This is a genomic window from Secundilactobacillus silagei JCM 19001, from assembly GCF_002217945.1.
GTDB lineage: Bacteria > Bacillota > Bacilli > Lactobacillales > Lactobacillaceae > Secundilactobacillus > Secundilactobacillus silagei.
Window position 1 is genome coordinate 100,346 of sequence record NZ_BCMG01000003.1, and the last position, 17,071, is coordinate 117,416.

Below are 17,071 nucleotides of genomic sequence, written 5' to 3' on the forward strand. Positions count from 1 at the left end.
ATGAAAAAATTTAAGTTAATTTTATCAGCAGCCGCCCTACTTAGCTTGGTGCTTGCAGGATGCGGTAAGCCATCATTAACGGTGGCGCATCAGCATTACAACCCAAGTGGCATGACGGCGGTGGTCAAGGGCCACAGCAATCAAAAGACCGTTCACTATCAGATCAACAACGGGTCACAAAAATCGCAGTCAGTTACTGGCGGTGGCTATGCCATCACCTTGCCGGCTAAGCCCTATAAACAGGTAATCAAGCTCAGTGCAGGTGGCCAGCACGCTTCAACTGAAATCGCTAAAAGTCCTGCCATCATGAGTTACAATAAGTTCAAAACCACTTATAACCAGGCGTTGACGGCAACCGCCCTCTCCAAAAAAGATCAGGCAACTGCCATGCAGTTACAAAAACAGGGTGCTCAGCTTAAGCAGCAGGAAGTGCAGCTAAAGGCGAAAACTAAGGCTGCTCAAGCTAAGCTAAAAGCTGGCGATATGTCAGCTCAATCAACATTAGCCACCGTTGCTAAACAAGGCGCTCAACTGCAGGCTAGTGGTGCTAAATTGAAGCAAACACAGGCCACATTGGCTCCTGCGCTGGCGAAAGCGAAAAAGCAAGTTGCGGGTAAAACCATCACGGCTAAAGCGCACACGGGTGTCTATAATCTAAAAACCACCCCGACGGCCACCGTCCGCGGTAACGTTGACGACAAACAGCTCATTGGTGCAACGCTAATGGTTCCCACATCTTCTTTGAAGTCCAAGAAGGCAGCTAGAACATTTATGACTGAACTAGCCGTCTTAACTGGTAGTACGGGTGCTAACACCAAAGCTGTTTTAAAGGGTTTTGCAAACAAGGCGAATAAGAAGAACAGCCAGCAAACGACTACCAGTACCATTCATTCTAAGGGAATCGATTTTAACCTTGGTTATTCTACATCAACGCTGTATATTTACGTCACCCACCATTAATTGAATCAAGTGAAATTACTAAAAATGGCATCATTCCGGAAATATCGGAATGATGCCATTTTTTAAATCCTGTTAAGTTGATTATCAAATCAACTGACAACTAATTCTAATTCATAACTTACTTATCTTCTTCGTGCTTCTTACCCTTAGCAAGGCCAAACAAACTCAAGATACTCATTAGACCCAGACCAAGCATTGCCCAAACGCTCGTACTTTGTTCATTGGTTTGTGGTAATTTGGCTGTCTGTGCATTAGCTGCATTAGCCTGACTTGATCCCGTTACGTTACCCGTTTCAACACCGGTAACATCACCCAATTGCTGAGCATGGTTAGTCGTTGCGTTGGCATACGCACTTGAAACAGAAGTACCACGATTTGCTGAGGTTACGACCCGGCCATTCTTAGTCGGAACCACACGATTATTATCCGTTGTGGTCGTCGTTGTGTCAGTATCAGTCGTGGTACCCGTTGGATTAGTCCCAGGTACCGTCGTGTTATTGTCAGTGGTGGTCGTCGTTGTATCATTATCATCACCGGTTGGAGTGGTTACTGGTGTTGTCGGCGTAGTGGTATCGTTATCCGTTGTTTGCGTTGTGGTATCAGTTCCACCTGGTTGGGTGTTATCCGTGTAAACGTGGATACCGGGGCCTGGAACACCTGGCTGCGTGTAGTCGTAGTAGTCATTAGTGGTTACAGATGGGGCATCGTCTGGAACCTGAGTTCTAGATTGGATACCGTCACCGGGTTCACCTGTTGCTGACGGTGCATTCGTTGGTACTTGCGTTCTAGCAGCGTAGTAATAAAATGTGTCATTTACTGGCGTCCCAAGTGCAGTAATAACATTAGCATCAAGATCTGTTAGTGGTGTCAGCGTAATCCCTTTAACTGTATCAAATTGCGGGGTGTAGGTAGTCGTACTATTAATCGTACCATCAGTCGTATTAACCGTTATTGGTTGAACGGGAATGTCTGCGAAATCGTTCTGTGGTGTTGCTGTGTATTTTCCAGTAACATCATCTTTATCAACATTCCAAATCACTTTTTGAGTGATCGTTTTAGGTAGATTACTGTCATCAATACCACCGATACCATTATTTGACGCAACTTTGAAGTGAATATCACGCGTACCCACTACAATCGACGCAGTGTGCTTGTGGGTCAAATGAACCACAAGGTTGTCACTACCATCTTCGGTTAACGTGGTTGTCATTTTTGAGCCATCTGTAGTTGGCGCAACTGGTAGATAACCATCCGGTACTGCTACGGTATATGTTACGTTATCGCCAACAAAGCCATTAATTGTAACAGGTGAATTTAGTATTTGACCTTGGCCATTATCATCGTCAACATAATCCACATCAGCAGTTGCTTTTTGATAATAAACGACATCAACTGAAGCAAGAGATGCAAAGGTACCAGCTTGATCAGTCGTAATTTCTGGGGTTTGCCCAAACTTAATTAATGAAGTAGTTGGGTTCCTATTTTGATCAATATCTTTATTATACAGATTTGCAACTGCATCACCGGCTTTAGTACCGCCTAGACCAGCAGCTAAAACATACAGTATTGATGGTTGGCTACCATCGGTATAAGTGGTGATTTCTGCAAATGTATTACCCTGTTTATCTATGATATAGGTTGCTTTTTTAACACCTTTATTGCCAGTCATAGCGTAGTTAAAGGTAATCTGTGCTAATTGATCTGTTGGATAACCATCAACCGCTACATTAACACCCGATTCAGTTTTAGCTTCACCGAGTTGCACATTTTGTTGTGGCGCAAGCTGATTACCAGCTGTGTCTTCGACGTTGACCGGTATGTTCAACGGCGTAATTGTCACTGTACCAAAATTAGCAATCTTGTTGTCAAACAAGTAATCAGGATTAAGCATTGCTAACTTAGCGATGCCCTGTTTTGATAAGGTTACGTTGTATTGACCAACCGCTGTTCCTACTGCCGTGGAGTCTATATCACGAGAAGCAGTTGTAATCGTATACGTACCGTCAGGATTCTTCGCCCAAGTTTCTGGTACCGCATAACCAGCTGGTACTGATACAGTATAGCTACTTGGCGTCGTATTGTTCCAAGTCTGCGCTTGATTCTGAACTTGAACTTGGTTAGCTGCTATAGCAGTATCAATCACGTGTTTATACTTAACAGTGTATGTTTGACCTTCAGCCACTTTTTCAGTTCCATCTAACTTCTGAGAGGTAGCTTTAAACGTCTGGTCTGTCACAAGACTGCTAGGATCTAGAACATATTGAGTTACCCCATTGCCATCTTTTATGGTCGTTGGGACAACTGATAATGCATTGTAACCATCACCAACTTGACCTTGAATAGTAACAGGGTTGGCAACTTGATTACCATTAACATCTGTCAAATTATACGTATCCTTCACTGGAATATGAACAATGGTAAATTTTCCGCCCCACAAATGAGCGTAAGGATTGGTAGCGGTATTAGCATAGGAATCCTTTAAGGTAACAGCATTGGTTAAACCTAAAGTAGTAGCAACTTGATCATTGTTTGTATAATCACCACCATAATTCAATTTATAGGATCCTTGAGTAAAGGTTGGCGTATCGGTAGCATACAAAATGGCGTTATCGTTAGCATCAGGCTGGTTGCCCCAATGACCATTAGTGACATTGGTAACGTCAGGATCAATCATTACCGAAATATTGTAGGCACCCTGATAATGCGTATAATCTACTGATCCGAATTGAACTGCAAAGGCTTGGCGACCCTTATAGTTGTTTAATTGAGTGACTTTAAAGTCTGTATAAACTAGGCCATTAGTAACTGCTTGCTCTAATTGCGGCTGAACTTGATTGACGATAGCCGTCACTGGATCATCAGCTTTAGTATAGAGAGTCGTTGTCTTACCATCTACCGAGTTCGAAGTAGCAGTCGCAATTGTAAGGCCGGCAGGTACAATGACAATATTAGTAAAGTTATTTTGTTTTTCAGAGGTAGTACCAAAGAAACTTAATGACATATCAAACCCAGCACCATTACTGAAAACTGGATTAGCATTATTGTCTCCTTGTTTATTGTCTATTTCATTTAGACCCGCTAGACCACCACCAAAATTAGATAAATCACGGGCTGGTAAATTAGTGTCATTAGTTACAAATATCTTTCCAGGCTGAATATTAGTAACAGCTAATTGTTTATCAGGATTGGCCGTATTTAAATTATTCAGTGCCGTTGTCGTTAAGTTAACGGTATAAGTACCAATCTTAGTATTATCCACAGCACTGGTATCAAAGTAGCTCATTGGAACGTTGTAGATTTCACTGTCTTGAGCAATATTGTTATAGTTAACGGTCCAATCAGTGGGTACCGTTTCAGTTCTAGAAACACCCACCGTCAACGTTGTTGGTAATGTAGCATTGGGTGCGATTCCAGCAACACCAATATTTAACTTAGTATTATCCTGTATCTGAAAGCCACCGGAAGTGACCTTGTCAGCAGTAATATCGTAATTGGCATTAAGTGCATTTAATTTTTGCAAACCGGCATTAGAAAGCGTCACTTGATAGTCGCCGGCTGTTTGACTGGTAATAGCAGCATCTAAATCACCAGAAGCGACATTGACTTTGTAAGTGCCATCTGCATTTCTAGTCCAATCAGTAGGTGCTACTATTCCAGCATCTAATTGAACGTTATAGCTCGTTGGATCGGTTGTAGCATCATTATCATATGGTTTGGCTGCTGCTAAAATCGCCACTGTGCCAGTTGGTACTGGTGCTTTAGTAATGGTTAATTTCCCAGCGGTCACATCAGCTGCACTGACCGTCAAATTCTTCTGCTGGTTAGCTGCAACTGCGTTTAATTTTTGTAAGCCAGTTTCACTTAAAGTAATGTCATATGAGCCCACGTTTTGACTGACCTGACTGAGATTCAAATCAGTTGGATCAACTAAGTATTGATTGATGGTATCTGTTACATACCAGCCTTGAGGCGCCGTTAAATTATCTGAAAGTTCAACTGCGTAGTTGGCTGGTGTATCAGCATTACCATCATAAGTTTTAGTCGTATTTTGAACGGTGACATGTGTTGCTTCTACTGGTGCCGGTTCTTCTGTACCAGAAGTTGCGACAACGGCTTGCGGCTTACCAGTTGCTTGGTAGACCTTGGCAGCAGCTGCCTTAGCTTGGTCGATCGTACTTTCGTTATCAACGTTACCTAAATCAGTCGTTTGAACATCATTAGTTACAGCTGCATGAGTTGCATCTGTTTTCGGTGCTGCCGCTGTATTATCAGTAGTTGGCGTCACGCCTGTATTCGTTGGTGTTGCATTTACATTTGCTGTTTTAGTTGAAGCATTATTAGTTGTATTCGTATCTTTATTTACATTAGTATTAGTTTCTGTGTTTACGTTTGCGTTTGCGGTACTGGCATCCACAGCTGGATCAGTAGTAGCTGTATCCGTTGCCGGCTGCCCATTCGTATCCGCTTTCATACCAGCTTGATTAGCGTCACTTGTTTGTGCGTTGCTATCAGCCGTATTCGTTGCTGGTAAACTAGTCTGAGCAGCAGGTACAGTTGCTTGTTGACTCGTTGGTGTCGCGTCCGTAACAGCTGCATGAACATCTTGTTGATCACCTAACGCGATCCCTGCACCTAAAGAAATCGTCATCAAACCGGCAAATAGCCAAATTCGACCGACTTTATACATTTTAAAATGTTCTTTAAGCTGTGATGAATCTTCCAGTACTCTACGACGCTTTTGTTGCATAGTTTGCTTTTTCATTTTACTCAAATCCCCCTGAATTGCCTGACTGCCGCATCTCTCCATAAGACACGTCCATTAAATACTGGCTTCTAATCTCCAAATTATTAGTCCAATATTGTTTTCTCCTAAGCACCTTTATTCTAGCAGGTTTTGCGCAAATTACTAGACATTAGGCACAAATAACCTTTAATTTTAAAATGGAAGTGTTAAAATATATTTGTTATACAACCCTTTAATATACAAGTGAAAAGTGTGGGGTTGTTTTAATTAGCGATTAAATAAAATAATGAAACTATAAAAAGCGAAGGTGAATTTCTCAAACCGAGAATTCACCTTCGCTTTATGATTTTTTAAATTAGTTGTTTAAGCCTTTTTAGTCACCACGCCAACTTCAAAGTCAGCCGTGATCTTAGTCAGTCCTTGTTCAAGAATATCGTCTTTACGCCCGGCAGCTTGCCAGGTCAACGGGGTCATTTCAAACAGTGCCTTAAACAATTCCGGGGTCAATTTGAATTCATAATGGACTGGTGTAAAGTCCACGTGACCGTAATGTTCAATAAAGTGTGACTTCACTGGTGTATTATCATAAGTTGCATGCTGTCCTTCTGGATAGACAAGTGCTCGCAACTCTTTCAAATACTCATGATTAGGAATAACTTTAATCAGCTTACCACCGGATTGTAAAACCCGGTCAAATTCTTGGTAATTCGCCGGCGATAAAATATTGACAATAGTAGTAACTTGTTGATCTGCGAACGGCAGCTGGGCCAGATCCCCTACCATGAACAGTGGCTGCGGCTCATTGACCACACCAGAGCCTGCGATATTGATGGCGGGTTTTGAAATATCCAGCCCAACGTAGGCGTCGTTAGCATTTTGCTGGGCTAACCACTTAGTCGTCGTGCCTTCACCACAGCCGGCATCAAGTACTAACCCACCATGACGGATTTGCTGAACGACTGCCTGTAACATCGGTTCAAAAAATCCAGCCGTCAGCATCTGCCGTCGATAACGTAGCATTTCATCCGTATATTCAGTTTTTACCGGCGCGTTGATCATAAACAACGTGCCCTTTTTGGAAATATCAAAACTATGGCCGTTTTTGCATTGAACCGTTGCATCAGTCACAGCAGTAATCCCACCACCACAAACGGGACACTGAAACTGCTGCTGATGCTGAGCTACAAATTGACTCGTTAACTCTGTCTTTTTCACGATGACCTCCATTACGCAATGTGTTTTGGTTTAATTTTAACAGCAAACGCCAGTAAATACGAGATGGCTAGGAAGCCAGCCACGACCACGTACGGGTAATGGGTATTCATATCTAACAGAGCACCGGACATCAAGGGGCCAATCACGTTACCAACACTGGTCAATGACATGTTCAGCCCGTTGATCAAGCCCTGGTTCTTAGCGCTTAACTTCGTCAGTAACGTCGTAATCGCTGGCCGCAACAGGTCAAAGGCCGTGAAAACAAACAGCGTGGCGATGATGACCTCGATCTTGGAGTGTGCAAAAATAATCCAAACGGTACCAGCAAAGGCAAAGAGAAAGCAGAGGCGAATCAATTTAGTTTCCTGAAAGGCAACCACCAGCCGGTCAAATAACAGGACTTGAAAGAACAGCGAGATCAAGCCATTTAACGTCAGTACCAGCGCAATGTTGGCGATGCTGAAATGGAAAACTTCGTTCACAAACAGACTGTAAATACTCTCGAATCCCTGCAGGCCAAATGAAGAAACTAGAATCAAGACGAATAATAAGATCACTGGTTTGATCATCAGATCATGCCAGTTCCCCTTCATATCGCTCATGTCTTTTTGCAACTGAGCCACGTCGTGATTGGGTTCTTCAACTTCCGCGTCCTTAGGCAATAGGATCAGCAGAGCAATCGTGCTGATCAGTCCCAAGCCACCCGCAAACCAAAACGGGGTTTTATAACTGATACCAGCTAGCAGGCCACCAATCCCGGGGCCTAATATGAGTCCACCACTAAAGGCCGCCGACAGCCAGCCAATGACTTTGGCTCGTTGCCGCTTAGTGGTAATGTCAGCCGCCAGCGCCATCCCAGTTGGCGTGACCATGGCAGCCGAAATACCGCCGATCACGCGAGAAACATCAAACATCGACAGATAATTAGTCAGCGCAAATAGAATTTCAGAAACCGCGTAGAGTGCAAGGCCAATCGCAATAATCGGCTTCCGCCCCACTTGATCAGAGATTCGACCAATAATGGGCGAGGCAATGAATTGAGCAAAAGCAAATAAGGCCGTCATGACTCCCATATCAAAGGCCGACAGGTGTAATTGCGTCTTTAAAAAGGGCATTACTGGAATTACCAGCCCGATACCCAGACAAACCAAGAATTCACTCAGAATTAAAATCAAGATGGCACGTTTCACTTTTGCTGACATACCAATACCCCCCACGTCGTTTTTGGTCACAAGTGTTTTAGTATATCAGGTTTCTTGCTATATCTCTACTGATATAACCATAAAAACAGCGGTCGATTTTTAAGCAAATCAACCGCTGTTTTTAAATTAACCTTTATTTAGTACTTTCAGCAAATTTCGTCTTGATATAATCCGCTGAGATCTGCAGCTTTTTAAGTTCATTTTCAGTTAAGTTCAACTGTAATTGTTCCTGCACGCCATCACGACCAACAATCGCTGGATACGAGAGGTAAGTCCCGTATTCTTCACGGTAATTGGAGACTGGTAATTCCGTCTCAGCACCAGATAAAATCGTGTTAGCCAGGTGAACCGCAGCGGTTGAAACCCCGTAGTTGGTGTACTTTTTAGCGTGGAACACGGTGTAGCCGCCGACCTTTGCTTGGTGGTCTAATTCATCGAGGTCAAGGTGCTTTTCCTTGGCAATTTCAGTAATTGGCTTGCCTAACACGCGAACCGTGGACCAAGCCGTAAACTGTGAGTTACCGTGTTCGCCTAAGTTGTAGCCGACTACCGACCGTGAATCAATGTTTAATTCAGCAGCCACGGCACGCTTCATACGGGCAGAATCCAGTAACGTTCCAGTTCCAATGACATGATTTTTAGGCAGACCAGTGACTTCTTGATAAATAGAGGTGATCACATCCACTGGGTTAGTGATCACGACCAGCTTGCCATGGAAACCGGATGCTTTGATCTGGGCACCGACCTTCTTAGCGGCCTCGCTGGTAAATGGCAGTTCCGCAAAGCGATCGTCATTCGGGTTATCCTGCAATTTAATGTTCCCAACGGCAGAGATAATCACATCAGCATCCGCTAATGCTGAATAATCGTTCACAACAATATTCGTATGTACTGGCAAATTAGGCATTGCATCTTCAAAATCTAAGGCATCGGCTTTCACTTTATCCTCACGTAGATCAATTAAAACTAAGTCATCAGCGAAACCGCTGGCTACAATATAGTGCGCAGCAGCCGCACCGACATTTCCCATACCGATAATACCAATTTTTCGAGTCATGTTAAGCACCTCTATTTTCTAATTATTTGTTAATGGTATTGTTATTATACTACCATTTTTAATTAAAAGTTGCGATATAAAAATGACCACCTCATAGGTAGTCACTAAAAGCCGTTTTAACGGTGATTATTTTGTTGGTAATAAACAATAATTCCCCAGATACCAGGGATAAGATACGCACTGGCACCTAAAAATCCGAGTACGATTAAAACGATTGGCCAAGTGAGATTCTCAACGTCATTTAGCCGCTGAATGGCATAGTAGGCAACGACTTGCAGAATGATTTTCCAAATTAAAACTGCAATTCCAGCCAGCATGCCAAGCCCAACCATCCAATGGCTCGGCCCCATCATCATACCGCCGCCGATCATAGTACCGGTCAAGTTAACCGTAAATAATCTGGTAATCCCCATGACAATCATGCCGCCAATAATTAGGACGTTTTCAAGCCACCACACGATCCAGCCCACCAGCTGCACTGAACTTTGCTGCTTCATTATGACCACCCTCCACTATTGGCTTCATTTTACCGGATTATGGGATAAAAACAATCCGGTTAGTGGTCTGCACCGGCCAGTTTTCGTGAACCGTGCTGAGTGATAACCCGGTTACCGGTACCTGTAACGTACCAGCCGTTATTAATTTTAAAAGTTCTGGCATGAGTTTTAACATGGTCAACCGCGAAAGTGATCCCTGTCCGCTACCAAGTAACGTCAAATTGGTACTGCGAAGCGCTGCACTTGGAAGGTTAAAATCGGCACTGGCTAGTGACCCGATTTCAACCCACTTTAATGACTGGCTATGGTCTGCGCGTTGGGTGATGATTCCCACTATGACCCGTTTAGTTACATCACCCCAGAGATAGTCTAATACAACATCAACATCGCTAACCGTTGCCAACTGGGCCTTTAAATCCGTGGCCTGCAAATTAATGGTTTGATCTGCACCAATGGTTTTAGTCTCCGCTAACACCTTTTCATTCCGGCCAACCGCGATAATCGTCTGGGCACCAAAATGACGGCTGATCGTAATCGCTAATTTACCCGCATTGCCGGTAGCCCCGAGAATCATAACTTTCTTACCTCGAATGGCATCGACACCAAGTCGGCCTTTGATTGCCATGTACGAGGACAACGCTGGGTTAACGGTAGCCGCTACCACGACTGGATCAGTATCACCGTTCAACGGTAAAACAAGTCGCTGATCAACAACGGTTTCTTCTGCCAATGCCCCAAAGCCTGGATGGGTAGCGACAAAGTAGACTTTTTGACCAGCCGCCGTTTCACCAACACCATCTACACCCGGAATTAGTGGTAATTTTTGATCACTAGTATAGTGACTGCCATCCGCTTGCGCCAGCACCCGCTGGTTAACACTGGCGGCTAATACCCGCACCTTCACTTCATTATTATTTGGTTCTGGTAAGACAACTTCTTGAAATACGGGTACCTGTTTAAAATCTGTTACAACTGCTGCTTTCATCGTTAATGACCCCTTTTTAAGTTTAATTTGAATTTTAATTACCGGTAATGTAAAATGAGTATACAATCAATTACCAGTAATGTAAATAGATTACTAGTAATATTTTTTTGGAGGCTACTTAAATATGACGACTGAACAAACTGTAATTGCCTTAAGACAGGCGATTTCAAGCATTGAAGATCACCGTAAAGATTTTCATCACGTCCTCGAAACAGAAATGATCAACGATCCGCGATTAACTGATGAGCAACTGCTGGTCCTTAAAAAGAACCGTTTCAATCACTCAGAAGTTGAGATTCTCAGCCTCGTTAATCAGAAAACGGAACTGCCATATAAGACTTTGACCACCCAAGTCACCTTCTCACAGGGAATGCTGTCGCGCTACATTACTAAATTACTCAAGGCTGATTTACTGACCAAAGTGACCCTACCGGATAATAAAAAAGCCTATAATCTTAGGATTACGGCTACGGGTGCAATACTGGCAGACCTGCATGATCAGCTGCACGTTAAGGAACGCAAACTGTATGCGGCAGCGCTGGCACAGTTTTCTGAGGCTGATTTGGCAACGGTGCTGGCGGTTTTGAAAGCTGTAGGTGAGGTTCGGTTGGATTGAGGCTGTTTAGGCTATCTAGCCAAAACGTGCTCCAAGTGGCTTGCCCCGGCCGTATAAGTCAAAAAAACAGGTGACCAGTCACAGTTCGACTGGGATACTTTTCAAATTTTACCTAGCTGAAACGTGCTCCAAGTGGCATGCCCCGGCCGTATAAGTCAAAAAAATGATGATACCCCAGTCAAAGTTCAACTGGAGTATCATCATTTTTTCGTCTTATACTCTGGGGCAAAACGCCACTTGTCACACTCTACATCTTTTCCAACCTATCAATCCGCTCATCCATCGGCGGATGGGTATCAAACAGGTGGGTCAACGATTTTTTCTTTTTCATTGGATCCGAAATATACAGTGACGCACTGCTAGGATCCGCCTCTTTCATCGGTTCCGCAGTGGAAATTTTTTGTAGCGCCGAGATCAAACCTTGGGGATTACGCGTCAGCTCCACACTGCCGGCATCCGCCAAATACTCGCGGTTACGCGACAGCGCCATCTGCGCCAAGGTTGCCGCAATGGGGCCTAAAATCACCAGCAGGATTGAAACGATCAGCATCACGATCTGCAAAACGTTGCCGCTATCATTATCATTGTCGCGCCGGCGATTACTGCCACCGCCCCACCAGAAGAAATTACCTGCTAGATTGACCATACCGGTAATTGCCGCTGCCAAAGCCAGCGCAATCGTCTGCAGCCGGATATCGTAGTTGCGCACGTGGGTCATTTCATGGCCCATAACCCCTTCCAGTTCCTCACGGTTGAGTCGCTCCATTATGCCAGACGTGGCTGCCACCGCGGCGTGCTGCGGATTATTGCCCGTAGCAAACGCATTGGGGCTGGGATCATCAATGATAAAGACTCGCGGCATCGGCACCCGCGCCACCATCGCCATATCTTCAATAATGTGCCAGAGTTCCGGTGCCTGCTCTTCTTTGGTAATTTCGTGACCATGGTTCATCGACATCACAATACTGGTTGAATTGCCGATCATGATGGCGGCGTACACACCCGCAAATACCAGAGCTAAGATGAGTCCGCCCACGTAACTATCAAAGAAGACATACCCAATAGCTGCTCCAATCGCCAGTACTAAGATGACGAACCCGGTGAGGACATAGACTGTGCGCCGTTTATTCCGCGCAATTTGTTCGTATAGCATCTATCGTCATCCTCGCTTACTTATCAAAAGAAACCTTTGGTGCTTGTTTTTCTTCTTCGGGAACCTGTAGGTATTCACTGATCTTAAAGTGGTGAATGGAAGCCACAATGTTACTTGGAAACGACTGAATCTTCAAGTTAAAGCTGGCAACACTTGAGTTATATAGCTGCCGTGAATAGGCAATCTTATTTTCAGTATTCGTCAGTTCTTCCATTAGCTTCGTGTATTCTTTATCGGCCTTTAAATCAGGATAGGCTTCTGCCACCGCAAAAATACTCTTCAATGAATTACTCAATTGATCAGAAACCGCCATCGTTTTTTGATGGTCGTCACCGGAACTATTTACCAGCTGATTTCTTAATCCCACCACTTTTTGAAGGGTGCTTTGTTCGTAATGACTGTACCCCTTAACCGTTTCAATTAAGTTAGGAATCAAATCGTTACGACGCTTTAATTGAACGTCAATTTGACTCCATGATTCTTGGACGTAGGTCCGGCCCTTGATCAAACCGTTATAGGCGCTGATATAAATGATAATCAAAATAACAACGACCACTGCTGCGATGATCCATGCAATCATATTTATTCCTCCGTTTCGACTAGCTTTAAGTTAAGTCCATTTTACCAGTTCAGCGGGTAATCACCTAATTACAACTTGATATCAAAAATGACTCAGCTGCTCACCGAGTCATTTGTCCATTCAATTATTAGGCCAGCCTTGCAGCACGACCTTACCGATCATGTGACCCTGCTCAACCATCTGGTGTGCCTTTTTTAAATTTTCAGCGTTGATTGGCGATAACGTTTTAGTCTTTGTGGAAACCAGTTCATTGGTATCGATCAGCTGTGCTACCCGATCCAATATCTCGTGCTGCGTCACCATATCAGCGGTCTGGTAATACGACTTAGAAAACATCCATTCCCAGGCAAAGGTGCCGCGTTTACGACTCATTTTTCTCAAATTGATGGGCTCGTGATTTTCAGTAACTGATGCCATCCGGCCACCTGGTTTGATCAGCTCGCACATCTCGTCCCAATGACCATCAATATCATTTAAACCCAAAATGTAATCCACGTACTGGATCCCCAGTTTACGGACTTCGGTAATCAGATCAAGGCGGTGGTTAACCACGCAATCGGTTCCGTGTGCCTTGGTCCAATCAGTGGTTTCTGGCCGCGAAGCAGTGGCAATCACTTTGAGCCCAGCTAGCTTAGCAAGTTGGGTCGCAACGGAGCCAACACCGCCAGCACCATTGATGATCAAAATCGTCTTATTGTGATTAGCCGCCACCGGTTTATCAGAATCAAACGGAATCTGTAGCTGTTCAAATAAGGCTTCATAAGCCGTCAAACTGGTCAACGGCATTGCGGCCGCTGCGTCATCCGCCAAACTGGTTGGCGCGTGGCCCACGATGCGTTCATCGACCACTTGGTATTGCGCATCACTGCCTTGTCTAATGAAGGAACCGGCGTAAAAGACCCGTTCGCCAGTCTTAAATAACGTGACGTCACTGCCATGATCGACCACCACACCGACCGCGTCCCAGCCAATGATTTTGGACTCGTCCAGCAATTCTTCGCTGGCACCCCGGTCCCAAACATCAGCGGGATTCACGGAAACCGCTGCCACTTTCACCAGCAGATCATGTGGCTTCATCGTGGGAACCGGCACGGTAATGTCTAGCAAACTCCTATTTTCTGTAATCGGTAGGTGTCGATCAAACCCAATTGCGCGCATTGTTTCCATACCTACTACCCCCCTACTTAATTTTATGGTAACTTTTTAAAGTTTAACTGCAAGCAATATGCTTTGGATTACTTTGAGAGAAACTTAAAAGGTCACTGACAAATTGCCAGTGACCTTTCGTTATCGAATTCAACTGAATGATATCTACTGCGCTGCCTTAGCTTGTTTCTGGAAATTAATCAAAATTAAGATGAACGCAGTCACCGCTAAAACTGCTAGCAGGATAAAATCATGTGCACCACCGCGAGCTGACAGTGCCGCCTGCGATAAATGCGAATTGCTATGCTGACTGCTGGTTAAAATGGCGGCCATAATGGCGGTCCCAATCGAACCAGCATATTGCTGGCTGGTGTTAAAGGCTGCGTTAGCGTCCTGCTGCAATTTACCATCGACCTGCTTGATCCCATTGGTCATGACGTTGCCAAAACTAAACCCGAAGCCGAGACCAAAAATCAGGTAGAAGAATATAATCAGCGGAATCGTCAAATGCAGACCAAAGATGGCAAACAGGACCATCGAAATCACGATCAGCGTGATCCCAAAACGAATCGGATAGCCCGCACCGTGTGAATCTAACAGCCGGCCACTCATTGGCTGCACAATGCCAGAAACCAGACTGCCTAACAGGATTGCCGAACCAGCGACCAGTGAATTCGCACCGAATACCAGCTGGCTGTAATTTGGCAGCAAGTATGAGATCCCGATGTTCATCAACTGGATTAAGAAGTAAGGCATAATGCTCAAAACGAATGTTGGTGACTTAAAGATCGACAGGTCCAGCAAGTCACGTTCTGAATGAAATGAGTGGTAAACAAATAATCCGATTACCACGATACCAGCGATCAAGAAACCCCAGAACTGAAGACTGAGCCAGCCATAATTACCGGCTTCCGTGAACCCTTCAGCAATCAGGAAAAAGGAAATACCTAGTAGTATCAGACCCAGAAAATCGAACGCATCGCGACGGGTCTTCATCTTCTGCGGAATCGTGAAAGCTCCCAGTAAAACGGCAATCACAACGATTGGCAAGATAAACCAGAAGATTTCCCGCCAGCTGAACAGAAAGGTGTTCATGCCACCATAAGTTGGGCCAAGCGACGGTGCCACGCCAACCGTCATGCCGCCGATGCCCATGAACACACCTAACCGGGCAACCGGGATCTGCTGCAAAATAATTGCAAACAACAACGGAATCGCATATCCCGTAGCAACGGCCTGAATCAAACGACCGATCAGTAACCCAATGAAGTTGGGTGCTAAGCCGCACACAAAGCTACCCACAATAAAGGCCACTCCGGCAAAAATAAAAATACTGCGAATCTTAAAGCGCCGCTGGACGAAGGCTGATGTCGCCATCGTCAGTGAAACCAATAATAAATAGCCCGTTGAAAGCCATTGCACCACACTCATGGACAGACTAAACTGCTTCATCAGCGTTGGAAACGTGACGTTCATCGATGTTTCAGTCAAAACACCGCAAAAAGCCAGTAATCCAGCACCAATGATGGCCAGAATTGTCTTTTTAGGAATGGCTTGATTTGACAAAGTAAGGATCCTCTCTCTTAAATAGATAATTTAGTAAAATAGGTTGTCTTAACTATGATAACTCATGTTAGTTTAGTGAACATCATTATCAAACCTATTTAGTATAGGCGTTTCCGGCTAAAAAAGCCAAAGCATCAAGCATTGAAACCAGGATTGGCACTCTTTAGAGTATAATTTAGTTAGTCATTTAAGGGGGAGGCATTTTCATTGCAAGGCGATTATTTAGTTTATGTTCGGGTTGGCTGGGTGTTCACTGCATTCTTTTTGGCTGTCTTTGGGATCAGCTACAGTTTTAATCGGACCTGGTTACGAAATGGCATCTGGTTCAACCTCTTTTTTTACAGCTTTTGGCTGACACTGGCGATTACCATTCTCAATACGGACAACAACGCCATTATTTATCCGGTGGGCCTTTTATTCCTGTTCGTTCTATTCTGCATTGGACTGGTCTTTGCCTTACAAGCCATTTTGCTGCTGTGGAACGCAGCCATCGTCAGGCGGCGGGAGAGCCATTCGCTGGCCAATTCACTGACGCTATATCTGGGTATCGGAATCATTTTACTGCCGTTTATCATCAGTTTGATCAAGACGCATTTACCCGTCTTTTGGGCGGATCTGCTCATTACTTTTCCAGTTCTTTGTATTTTATACATGGTCTTCTGGTTTTATAACTACCTCACCGTATTAGCGCTATATCAGGCTTATTGGCCACGTCATAATAAGAACTTCATCATTGTGCTGGGCGCGGGATTGATGAATGGCGATCAGGTCACCCCGCTGCTGGGACAGCGGATCGATAAAGGCATTCAATTTTACCAACGGCAACTGCAAAAAACCGGTCACGCACCCAAAATGATCTTTTCGGGCGGTCAAGGCGGCGATGAAACCGTTCCGGAGGGTGAAGCCATGCGCCAGTACGCAATTGCGCATGGTGTCGCCGTCAACGATGCGCTTGCTGAAACACAGTCCAAAACCACTTACGAAAACATGCTGTTTTCTAAGAAAATCATTGATGCATCACGCATTACTAAGCCGAAAACCCTTTTTGTGACCAACAACTACCATACTTTCCGGGCGGCTGTTGTTGCCCGTTCGGCTGGATTAAAAGCTGCTGGAATTGGGTCTAAAACGGCGGGGTTCTTCCTGCCAAACGCCGTGATGCGCGAATATATTGCGTTAGTCATGCGACAACGGAAATTACATTTGATCATGGTTGGACTGATGTTTCTGTTCTCATTGTTCTTAGTGATCTTAAACTTACATTCAGCTTGGATTGCTGATTTAATTCGAGCTATTCAAGGATTCCTGGACAATCTCTAAAACTAAAAACAGACCGCAGTGGAAATTTCC

The 17,071-nt window shown here is 44.5% G+C and carries 13 protein-coding genes; 3 read left to right on the forward strand and 10 right to left on the reverse strand.

The window, feature by feature from the left end:
• Positions 1 to 960 (forward strand): hypothetical protein, encoded by a 960-nt coding sequence (locus CES79_RS03645; protein WP_089136338.1) that lies wholly within the window; start codon positions 1 to 3, stop codon positions 958 to 960.
• Positions 961 to 1,078: 118 nt separating this feature from the next.
• On the opposite strand, the gene CES79_RS03650 is transcribed toward CES79_RS03645, so the two are convergent.
• From CES79_RS03650 to CES79_RS03675, 6 genes are all read right to left on the reverse strand, one after another.
• Positions 1,079 to 5,722 (reverse strand): MBG domain-containing protein, encoded by a 4,644-nt coding sequence (locus CES79_RS03650; RefSeq protein ID WP_159459454.1) that lies wholly within the window; start codon positions 5,720 to 5,722, stop codon positions 1,079 to 1,081.
• Between the two features lie 345 nt (positions 5,723 to 6,067).
• Positions 6,068 to 6,919, reverse strand: a complete 852-nt coding sequence (locus tag CES79_RS03655) for a methyltransferase domain-containing protein (RefSeq protein WP_089136340.1) — start codon at positions 6,917 to 6,919, stop codon at positions 6,068 to 6,070.
• An 11-nt stretch (positions 6,920 to 6,930) separates the two neighbouring features.
• Positions 6,931 to 8,121: an MFS transporter gene (locus CES79_RS03660; protein WP_054656285.1), complete on the reverse strand. Its 1,191-nt coding sequence runs from the start codon at positions 8,119 to 8,121 to the stop codon at positions 6,931 to 6,933.
• A 133-nt stretch (positions 8,122 to 8,254) separates the two neighbouring features.
• Entirely contained in the window at positions 8,255 to 9,178 is a 924-nt protein-coding gene (locus tag CES79_RS03665; protein ID WP_054656286.1) for an L-lactate dehydrogenase, read from the reverse strand.
• A gap of 116 nt (positions 9,179 to 9,294) precedes the next feature.
• Positions 9,295 to 9,675, reverse strand: coding sequence for a hypothetical protein (locus CES79_RS03670; RefSeq protein ID WP_054656287.1), 381 nt, complete (start codon positions 9,673 to 9,675; stop codon positions 9,295 to 9,297).
• A gap of 37 nt (positions 9,676 to 9,712) precedes the next feature.
• Positions 9,713 to 10,660 carry a quinone oxidoreductase family protein gene (locus CES79_RS03675; protein ID WP_054656288.1) on the reverse strand — a complete coding sequence of 316 codons (948 nt, stop codon included), beginning with the start codon at positions 10,658 to 10,660 and terminating at the stop codon, positions 9,713 to 9,715.
• Between the two features lie 124 nt (positions 10,661 to 10,784).
• Here CES79_RS03675 and CES79_RS03680 point away from each other — a divergent pair, with 124 nt between their 5' ends.
• Positions 10,785 to 11,276, forward strand: coding sequence for a winged helix DNA-binding protein (locus CES79_RS03680; protein ID WP_089136341.1), 492 nt, complete (start codon positions 10,785 to 10,787; stop codon positions 11,274 to 11,276).
• Positions 11,277 to 11,523: 247 nt separating this feature from the next.
• Here the strand turns inward: CES79_RS03680 and htpX are convergent, their stop codons facing one another.
• From htpX to CES79_RS03700, 4 genes are all read right to left on the reverse strand, one after another.
• A complete protein-coding gene (gene htpX, locus CES79_RS03685) occupies positions 11,524 to 12,429 on the reverse strand; it encodes a zinc metalloprotease HtpX (RefSeq protein WP_089136342.1) in 906 nt (301 codons plus the stop codon).
• 16 nt (positions 12,430 to 12,445) lie between these two features.
• The gene (locus tag CES79_RS03690; protein WP_054656290.1) at positions 12,446 to 13,009 is read right to left on the reverse strand and encodes a LemA family protein; all 564 of its coding nucleotides are present in this window, start codon (positions 13,007 to 13,009) and stop codon (positions 12,446 to 12,448) included.
• Between the two features lie 120 nt (positions 13,010 to 13,129).
• Positions 13,130 to 14,167, reverse strand: coding sequence for a zinc-binding alcohol dehydrogenase family protein (locus tag CES79_RS03695; RefSeq protein ID WP_089136426.1), 1,038 nt, complete (start codon positions 14,165 to 14,167; stop codon positions 13,130 to 13,132).
• A gap of 153 nt (positions 14,168 to 14,320) precedes the next feature.
• Positions 14,321 to 15,721, reverse strand: coding sequence for a DHA2 family efflux MFS transporter permease subunit (locus CES79_RS03700; RefSeq protein ID WP_054656291.1), 1,401 nt, complete (start codon positions 15,719 to 15,721; stop codon positions 14,321 to 14,323).
• Positions 15,722 to 15,928: 207 nt separating this feature from the next.
• Between CES79_RS03700 and CES79_RS03705 the strand changes: the two genes are divergently transcribed.
• Entirely contained in the window at positions 15,929 to 17,041 is a 1,113-nt protein-coding gene (locus CES79_RS03705) for a YdcF family protein (RefSeq protein WP_089136344.1), read from the forward strand.
• Positions 17,042 to 17,071 lie beyond the last annotated feature (30 nt).

Excerpts from the sequence above, each read along its gene's own strand:
- CES79_RS03690 (WP_054656290.1), bottom strand. The coding sequence starts at position 13,009 with ATGATTGCATGGATCATCGCAGCAGTGGTCGTTGTTATTTTGATTATC.
- CES79_RS03645 (WP_089136338.1), top strand. The coding sequence starts at position 1 with ATGAAAAAATTTAAGTTAATTTTATCAGCAGCCGCCCTACTTAGCTTG.
- CES79_RS03650 (WP_159459454.1), bottom strand. The coding sequence starts at position 5,722 with ATGAAAAAGCAAACTATGCAACAAAAGCGTCGTAGAGTACTGGAAGAT.
- htpX (WP_089136342.1), bottom strand. The coding sequence starts at position 12,429 with ATGCTATACGAACAAATTGCGCGGAATAAACGGCGCACAGTCTATGTC.
- CES79_RS03680 (WP_089136341.1), top strand. The coding sequence starts at position 10,785 with ATGACGACTGAACAAACTGTAATTGCCTTAAGACAGGCGATTTCAAGC.
- CES79_RS03665 (WP_054656286.1), bottom strand. The coding sequence starts at position 9,178 with ATGACTCGAAAAATTGGTATTATCGGTATGGGAAATGTCGGTGCGGCT.
- CES79_RS03675 (WP_054656288.1), bottom strand. The coding sequence starts at position 10,660 with ATGAAAGCAGCAGTTGTAACAGATTTTAAACAGGTACCCGTATTTCAA.
- CES79_RS03670 (WP_054656287.1), bottom strand. The coding sequence starts at position 9,675 with ATGAAGCAGCAAAGTTCAGTGCAGCTGGTGGGCTGGATCGTGTGGTGG.
- CES79_RS03695 (WP_089136426.1), bottom strand. The coding sequence starts at position 14,167 with ATGCGCGCAATTGGGTTTGATCGACACCTACCGATTACAGAAAATAGG.
- CES79_RS03660 (WP_054656285.1), bottom strand. The coding sequence starts at position 8,121 with ATGTCAGCAAAAGTGAAACGTGCCATCTTGATTTTAATTCTGAGTGAA.